At 50.8% G+C, this 5,070-nt stretch carries 7 protein-coding genes; 3 read left to right on the forward strand and 4 right to left on the reverse strand.

The genetic code is table 11. The features are described 5' to 3' along the window. The first annotated feature begins 295 nt into the window (after window positions 1-295). Window positions 296-970: an outer membrane protein gene (locus EJP87_RS01230; RefSeq protein ID WP_130470046.1), complete on the forward strand. Its 675-nt coding sequence runs from the start codon at window positions 296-298 to the stop codon at window positions 968-970. Between the two features lie 78 nt (window positions 971-1,048). On the opposite strand, the gene EJP87_RS01235 is transcribed toward EJP87_RS01230, so the two are convergent. Then, the gene (locus EJP87_RS01235; protein ID WP_130470047.1) at window positions 1,049-1,879 is read right to left on the reverse strand and encodes a LexA family transcriptional regulator; all 831 of its coding nucleotides are present in this window, start codon (window positions 1,877-1,879) and stop codon (window positions 1,049-1,051) included. A 276-nt stretch (window positions 1,880-2,155) separates the two neighbouring features. On the opposite strand from EJP87_RS01235, the gene EJP87_RS01240 reads away from it, so the two are divergent. After that, entirely contained in the window at window positions 2,156-2,623 is a 468-nt protein-coding gene (locus EJP87_RS01240; protein ID WP_227657393.1) for a Mor transcription activator family protein, read from the forward strand. Window positions 2,624-2,681: 58 nt separating this feature from the next. Further along, on the forward strand, window positions 2,682-3,050 hold the full coding sequence (locus tag EJP87_RS01245; protein WP_130470049.1) for a DUF1804 family protein: 369 nt from the start codon (window positions 2,682-2,684) through the stop codon (window positions 3,048-3,050). Here EJP87_RS01245 and EJP87_RS01250 read toward each other — a convergent pair. From EJP87_RS01250 to EJP87_RS01260, 3 genes are all read right to left on the reverse strand, one after another. Next, complete coding sequence (locus tag EJP87_RS01250; RefSeq protein WP_130470050.1) at window positions 3,034-3,477, reverse strand: hypothetical protein; 444 nt, start codon at window positions 3,475-3,477, stop codon at window positions 3,034-3,036. The two genes, EJP87_RS01245 and EJP87_RS01250, sit on opposite strands and share 17 nt — an antisense overlap. A 327-nt stretch (window positions 3,478-3,804) precedes the next feature. After that, the gene (locus EJP87_RS01255; protein WP_130470051.1) at window positions 3,805-4,380 is read right to left on the reverse strand and encodes a L,D-transpeptidase; all 576 of its coding nucleotides are present in this window, start codon (window positions 4,378-4,380) and stop codon (window positions 3,805-3,807) included. A gap of 3 nt (window positions 4,381-4,383) precedes the next feature. Then, window positions 4,384-5,070: Bax inhibitor-1/YccA family protein (locus EJP87_RS01260; protein WP_193771040.1), on the reverse strand; the 687-nt coding region annotated here is incomplete at its 5' end.

The following is a 5,070-nucleotide window of genomic DNA, read 5'->3' on the forward strand; positions in this document are numbered from 1 at the left end:
GGAGATTACCCGCTCCTGGTGGGTGCAGGGCAAAGCCCTGCTGGTAATGTACGGCGTTTCACAAAAGCGAATGCTAAAGCATTCGCGCACGCCGCAGTGTGCCCGGCAGGGGCACTCTTTGGGAGGGCGGACGCCCGACAGGCACCGTTTCGTTTGTGGCAACAGTGAGGAAATTGGCAAAGGCGATTACTCTGCAATAGATCCATTTTATCTTGCTGTGCTTTGCGCTGATGTGTTAGTGTCAAATGGTTATGCGCTCCCTGGTCTTAACCATCAACAGGAACAGCAAGCAGGCATGAAACGAACTGTGCGGCAATGGCTCAATGTATGGTGGATAGGCGGAGTGGTTTTGCTCGGCTCGTCGACAGGGCACGGCGCCTCTCTGTTCTGTTTAAGCGAGCGCTTGCAGGAAAGGAGTATCGTTCACTCTTCTATTGCGCCGAGCGAAGAGAATCAGCACTCTGCGCAGAGCACGCAGCAGCAGTTGCCATTCACTCTCTCCACTGATGGAGTACGGTTGCAGAGTGCGCAACGACTCTCCAGTATCCCCGCCTCTCAGGAATTGGTGTCGGCACGGGAGTGGGTCTACCAGAGTCAACCCTCTGCAGCAGAGCTCTCTCTGTTTTCTTCTTTCAGCTTCAGCATGCTCCATGCCTTTTATCAGGATATAGTATCGGCAGGCTCGCTGTTAAAAACCTCTTTTGACAGTGCCGTGCAGGAGAATGCAGTCCACATCCACACCGCAATTATTCCGCTAGCGCACCCAGAACTGGTTGACAACACATCCCTGCCCTCTACCGAGCAGTTGGGCTTGGCAGTCAGTTACAAGCTTACCGATGCGCTATCGGCAGATCTGAACTATCGTCTGTTGAGTGGTTCCGATCTTAAATTTACCGCCAGTGAATTGCTCAATCCGGGGATCAATCTGACTGCCCACGAATTTTCTGCAGGTATGCGCATCGATTTTTAACTCCCCTGCTCTTTGGCTTGACTCCTCAAAGTGCTCTGCTGAACTGCCCTTCCTTTCCTTGGATTGCTTGCAGGCGTTCTACACTCTTCGTCCGACCCAGACCACGCGACCGATGATCTGTACCTGTTGCAACTGTTCAGCCGTGATATTGTGGGCAGCATAGGCAATGTTATCGCTTTGAATGGTCAACGAGCCATCAAAACCGAACTGTAACCGCTTTGCTACCAATTCACTGCCACGCAACAAGACATAGATGGAGTCGCTGCGCAACCTTGGCGTCTGTTCGGTTTGTGTAAAACCACGCCGATCCACAAGCAGCAAATCGCGCTCTTTCAAGGTAGGCTCCATACTATCCCCGGTGACTTGGACCAGGGCCAGTTCTCGCACATCCAGACCCATGGTGTGTTCGAGCCAATCCATTTTGAAGGAGAGAGAATCCACCAGTTGCTCGCTTTGCAATAACTGACCATTGGCAAATGGCAGGACGAAACAGGGAACATGGCAATATTCATCGCCATGGAGTCGATACATTTCGCCAATCTCTTCTATCGGTGCTGCTGCCGGCTGTCTGCTTGCATAGTGTTCTTGGGTGCTGTCTGCGTTGGCAGTTGCGGATACATAGGTTAAATACTCTTTACGCACACTGCCATTTTCGTTGGCGGCGGAGAGATCGAGACGTTCTGGACCTTGTCCTGTCAAGAGCCAATTGAGTGAGATATTGGTATGTTGTGCAATTTTCAATAATGTTTTGGTTTGCGGTCCAGCACCATGGCGCCACAAACCGGCAAAGGTGGATTTGCCGATACCAATACGTTCTGCCCATGGGTAGGGATCTTCGTCGCCAATCACTTTGGCAAGACGGCTACGCAACTCAGCAACCCAATCCGCATGTTCTTCAGGGTTTCCCATATACAGCTCCTTTGTCTGCAGTAAAAAAACGAACTGAAATATAAAAAACGAACCAGTACGTTTTTTATATTGACACGGTTCGTAAACTTTTCGTATCTTGTCATGCGTGCATAAAACGAACTATAAGACGAACCAAAGCGTTCGATAACGCACATCCTAACGGTTTTTCTAAGCAGCTTGCAATGTTTTTTGCTTGCATAGTGCGTAAATATATTAAAGGCACCTAAAATGAGAAGAAAACGAACCAAAAACCTGTTACCTGCTGTGTCGGTCACAATGTCACCTCCCATGACTCTGCCAGTTCATGGCGGTGTACTGCACCAGGAGTCTCTCTCTGCTGAGGGTGTCAGAAAACCAGAAAAAGGTAAGATCGATCGCCTGGGAGAGTTGATCAAGGAGGATTTGACTCAGTCAATGCGCGATTTGGCAGATATTATTGGTTTGCCTGATACCAGGAAGATTGTACGCAAATATCATGGCACACGCATTTTTATACCACGCACCCCCAGGGTTCAGCATCACCTGGCTACTTTGCTGGGTATGGCCCAGGCATGGCTGTTGAGTGAACATTTTGGTGGAGAGACAATTTCCGTACCACGCATGGCCAATCTGCTGCGTGTGCAACGCAATCGCGATATTGTGCGTCGCTATGATTCCGGGGAGGCAGTACGTCATTTGGCACATGAATATCAACTGACCGATCGGCAAATATATGCCATTTTGACCCGTTGGGGCTGCATGTGATGAGCAGTGGAACCGTCATTTTCGGGAGTGATTTTTTTTCAGGAGAGTGGAACAGGCAATGGAGACCAACCAACAGCAACAAACCAGCAATTGGCAACAGGTTGCCAATGAGTTGTGGAAAGAGTATCTGCAGGCCCATCGTCAGGCGATGACAAGTCTGCTGCAGGAGGGGGGGGATCCGTTGCAACGTGTCGAATCATTGGCCAAACTCTCTTTGGCTTTGGATCGTACCTATCGAGCCTTGGAGCAAGGAAATGATGCCATTTCACCTCTACAAATTGCCCGACAACTCTTGGAGCGCCAAGCGGTTTTTATCCAAGACCATTTTCCCCGGCATCTGCCCGCTTTTCTGGAGATATTGGAACCCTTTGGACAATCTTTGGACGAGCACACCTTTCAGACAACTGCGACTATGCCCAACAATTAAGCAGCTCAGTCACCACCTGTTTGGCATATTGCCCAGGTTGTTCTGGCGCATAGGGGCGCAAGATGCGGCGTAACTGTCCGATAGCCAACAGCGCCAAACGGGCAAGCCGCTGTATTGCCCCTTTTTCCATTGTTTGTGCGGTGCCAAAGGCCTGGGCCAGTTCATAGGCAAGATCAGAAAAATCATCCATCCCGGAGGCCGCAGAGCGACGATACATATCGCTCATGGCGCGAAACAGAGGATCCAAAAGGATGGTCGCACCTTCTCCGTCGGCAATTTGGCATAGTCCACTCTCCAGCAGGGTGAGCATAGACAAAAACTCCTCCACCGGAATCATCTTTGGTTCTGTTCGATCTGCTGTATCGGTTGTCCCTAGAGCGCTTGCTCTCCAGGATTCTCCCAGCTTTATCTGCTCCGCTGCTCTCATGTTGCCTCCCAATGCGCGTCAATGTGCACACAAATCTCTGTTTGTCCCTGTTGTACTTTAATGACATTCATTGCAAAATTTATACCATGGTATGGTGTAGGAATGAGTGGCGATACGATCAACTCCATGGAGATTATGTGGGGTGAATGCAGTAGGTTTCCAGGGGGATTCAGGGGATGATGCTTTTCTGCACCAGTTGATAAACAACAGCATCGGCATTGAGACAACAGCATCGGCATTGAGTAAACAGAAAGAATGCAAAAGAGCCTCAGGAAAGCAGTGTAGCCAGGTGCGCAAGCAGTGGCGGTGTAGCGTGCAGAATAAAGATCATCCGGGATCAATCCATACCAGCGTACCTTCTTGCACCCGTTCAAAGAGGGTCAGAATATCCTGATTGTGCATGCGCACACACCCTGCTGAGGCGGGTTGTCCCAACAGGTTACTGTGGGGCGTGCCATGGATATAGATATAGCGCGCTTTACTGTCACATCCCTGGCCACGGTTGATACCCTCTTCCAGCCCCTCCAGCCAGAGGATGCGTGTTGTGATACAGTCGCCTACAGGAGAGCTCCCTTCAGGGATGATCTCTCCGGTTGCTATTCGACTTTTGAAGAGCATGCCGCAGGGTTCACCAGCTCCGATACAGGCGGCGATGCGATGCAAACCGGTTGGGGTGCATCCAGAATCTTGTATGTTACCAAAGCCATTGCTTGCTGTGGAGATGGGCCAACTGCAGGGGGAGGAGGAGTTCTCTGGGCAGGGATATTCAGGCAGCAGGTAGAGACGTTGCCTGGTTCCGTCCACGAGCAAAGCCGGAACCAAGCCATTCCATCCTGCTGCCTGTAATAGCGTCCGGGCTTTTGCCAGCCAACTGCTCTCTTGCCCGGACGGGTTTGTGTTCATGAATCAATCTTCGCCGTTCAAGATGCCCAACAGGCGCAACAAGCTCATAAAAAGATTGACGACATTAAGATACATTGACAAGGCAGCCACCGAAGGGGCGATGGCCCAAGGGTTGCTTTTCAGCTCCTGAGTCTCCACCAAAATATAACCGGCAAAGATGACACTGCCACAGGCTGCCAGGGCAAAGGAGACGGCGGTGGAGTGAAAAAAGAGATTCAGCAAGCCACCAACCAAGAGCACAATCAAGCCTGCAAAGAGTATCCCATTCATCACCGACAGATCACGGCGCGTGGTCAAGGCATAGAAGGTCAAACCGGTGAAGACTGCTGCAGTCATAAAGACCGCTTCACCGACGACATGGGACATTCCTGCTCCCACATAAACAGCGATTACCGGGCCCAGAGACAAGCCTGAAATGCCGGTAAAGAGAAACAATGTGGCCGCATTTTTTACCTTAAAAGCCAAAAACATGGCGCCAAGCATCATCAGCAGCAAAACAATGGGATGCTCACGCGCAAAGGGCAAACTCATGCCCACATAGCCAGATGCCACTGCGACAATCAAGCTGGCTGCTAACAGGGAATAGACCTGTTTGATATATTCTACTGCCGAGCCTTGTTCGGCCAACGGTTTGCTCACCGCTTCAAAGATCGGGGTTGCCAATTGCACAGGACTCTCTTTGGCTGAGGT

This window comes from Candidatus Magnetaquicoccus inordinatus, from assembly GCF_004217665.1.
Taxonomy (GTDB): Bacteria; Pseudomonadota; Magnetococcia; order Magnetococcales; family Magnetaquicoccaceae; genus Magnetaquicoccus; species Magnetaquicoccus inordinatus.